Annotated in this window: 3 protein-coding genes and 1 pseudogene; all 4 read right to left on the bottom strand. The window is 34.3% G+C overall.

Annotated features, from left to right (window positions below; genetic code table 11):
- The coding region (locus BU038_RS12145) for a PH domain-containing protein (RefSeq protein ID WP_107606230.1) at positions 1–446 on the bottom strand (446 nt) is incomplete at its 3' end.
- The gene (locus BU038_RS12140; RefSeq protein WP_107606229.1) at positions 439–1,932 is read right to left on the bottom strand and encodes a PH domain-containing protein; all 1,494 of its coding nucleotides are present in this window, start codon (positions 1,930–1,932) and stop codon (positions 439–441) included. The genes BU038_RS12140 and BU038_RS12145, both read right to left, overlap by 8 nt.
- A complete protein-coding gene (locus BU038_RS12135) occupies positions 1,925–2,389 on the bottom strand; it encodes a PH domain-containing protein (RefSeq protein ID WP_158262803.1) in 465 nt (154 codons plus the stop codon). Before BU038_RS12135 ends, BU038_RS12140 begins: the two co-directional genes overlap by 8 nt.
- 146 nt (positions 2,390–2,535) lie before the next feature.
- A pseudogene (locus BU038_RS12130) lies at positions 2,536–2,823 on the bottom strand (ATP-dependent RNA helicase); the annotation flags it as partial.

The following is a 2,823-nucleotide window of genomic DNA, read 5'->3' as shown; positions in this document are numbered from 1 at the left end:
ATATCATACATGATTTGTTGAGCTGTTGCTTTATTAACCAACAATATCTGACTATCTCCGCCGGCAGTAGATAAAGTTAAGGTTGCTAAGTGCCATTTACGCATCAACCAACCTTCATTGATATCTATATTTTGAATTCTAAATAAAGGAATATGTTTCAAGCTCATAAAAATCATACCTTCTTGTACTAGAATCTGTTGTGCTTCCAGTAAATATCCATGACGTTTATTTTTCAGCCAAGGATTAAGCAGACATGTCAATACAAATACAAATAGCACTAAAACAACCGCAATGACAATAATCCACTTTAATGCACCTTTAGATAAAAGATGCAACCAGAAGTATTCCCCTGCGATTAATACCGCAAAGACTAAAACAATCAGAAAGGTTTGGATTAACCCTGAAACAAATAACACTTTCTTTCCTTCTTGAGCCATTCTATTCATCGTTATCCTCCTTCACATACCATTGCTTTATTTGTTCTGCTGCTTCATTGTCTATAAATCGTAAGCCTATATCCATGCTACCTAGACCTTTTGCGGCTGAAAATGCAAAATCAGACAATCCTACGCGTTTCATAAACCAGTTCTGTGATTTATCAAAGCCAAGTAATTTATCTTTTTTCGCATAAAAATAACGCGTTCTCATTAATTGAGATTTTTTTACAGTTAAAGTTGTTCGATCTGTTTTAAATCCTGAATAACGAACTGTAATAATACTGTTGATTAGTACCAAAAGACATGCAACAAGCGCTAATGCTAAATACCACCATGACCAAAAATATGTACTTATGATACCAGCAATTAAAAGCATGCCCATTCCAATTTGCGCATGGCGGCGAATACCGCCAAATGGTAATCCGGTTTCTACTTCTTCAAATTTAATAGAAGGCACTAATTGTTCAATTATACGATAAGCTTTTTTTCGTTTCACAAACGGCAATATCATAATGTCACCAGAAGCTGTTGTGGAACCTTCTGTCTGTTTTGCGTCACTTGTAATAATAAAATATACAGACGTATAACCGATAAAGCGACGTATCAATGATTGTTTTTCTACTACAGCTTGAATTCGGCGCGTTGCGACGTTAATGGTCTTCACATTCAACAAGCCATAACGTATGTGCAGTTGTTCGTTCTTCTCACTTAAGGTATAACCATAATAACGTACAAATTCTATGATGACGCCTATGATATAAGCTAAAAATAAAGCGATAATAATTATTCCTGCCACAACTAAATAAGCAGCTTGCGCAATCCAATCAAATTGATGGAACAATTTATCCCATGGAATAATTTCTTGAAATGTACCTAAAAGAGGTCCTAAAGTAACTAACGCAATGCCGATAGAACCACTGGATAGCGCCATAAAAATTAATTCTTTTAGCGAGAGTTTAAAAATTTGTGTAGGTTTGTCAGTGGTCATTGTACTAGGCGCTATTTCTTCCTCTTGAAGCGCTTCACTTACTAATTCTTCACCATAATCCTTTGATGTTTGTTGTGTTCTGACTGCTTGTTCTATCAAATCGAATTGCTTTTTAGAAACAATTTGCAGTTTGATACCATCACTAGGGGTTTTAATCTCCATGATCACACCACCGAAAATTCGATTAACGATATCTTGTGAGGAATCAAATGCTTGGATTCTTTGAATATCCAATTCTTTACGCTTTTTATTAAACACGCCTTTTGTCACCACAAAATGATGGCCCTCTATCCAATAACGTGTAGAGTATACTTCTAACGCATTATAAATAAAAGAGAACAGAAAGATTGCTGTTAAAAATGCCGGCCAGATATATGACTTTACATCAGTAAAATTAATACTGTTGATATTGATAAAAAAGATAATAATGACAACTATATTTTGTTTGATCGTAGTTATTAAACCTGTGAGATACGACAGTGGGTGTAATCTTTGCGGATTATACATCTGCATCTACCTCCTCAAGTTGGCGCATACATTCCTGTTCTATAAATACCGCTTCATCTTTAGCTAACATTGGCAATGTAACCATATGGCCTGCGGTTACAACGGAAACTTTATAAAGCTTGAATCCTAATAAAATCGGTCCGCTTTCCCTTTCGACATATTGTATTCTGTCGTATTTTAAAACTTCTTGCTTTTGAAAGAAAAAGAGCGCTTCATTTAATAAGTAACTTGGCTGCAAACTATAAAAGCGATATCTCCATAAGATCCATGGGCGTATGACTTTATACAAAAAACTGAGAGCTAATAAAATAATCAATGTATTTAACACCCAAGACGACCACTTGAAATGATGATATAAGTATACCAAACCACTAAAAACTAATGCTTCTATTAAAAACGCAATCAAATAACGAACATAATAGTAACCTACTACGCGACGTGGGCTTTGTTTAGACATAAGGTCACTTCGCACCTTTCTATGTATTTTAACCATCAGTCATATTTTAACAATGATTAACATTATTTTGTTAAATTATTATAACTTTTTATAAAGAGAAAACCGCTTCGAATTAATTCGAAACGGTTTGAAATCATAATATATTCTTATTTTTGCATGTCTGCGAATGTACGACCTTTAATCGGTTTTTTATGATCTTTTTTGTCGTGCTTTTGTTTTTTACCGTTAAATTTACCTTTACCGCGACGGTTTTTGTTATCAAACTTATTGTTTGAACGTTTATTAGAAGGTTTGCCTCCACGACGAGGACCTTTTGCATTATGACGGCCTTTACGTGCAAGTGGTTTTTCGAAAGTTAATTGAACTTCTACTTCATCATTTGATTCCACTAATTCTTGTAATAATGCTGATACTAATTCTACATCATCATACTC

It is taken from the genome of Staphylococcus simulans (assembly GCF_003043455.1).
In the GTDB taxonomy this organism is placed as follows: Bacteria; Bacillota; Bacilli; order Staphylococcales; family Staphylococcaceae; genus Staphylococcus; species Staphylococcus simulans_A.
Note: the sequence above shows the minus strand (reverse complement) of the source record. Positions and strands in the feature narration are given on the sequence as shown.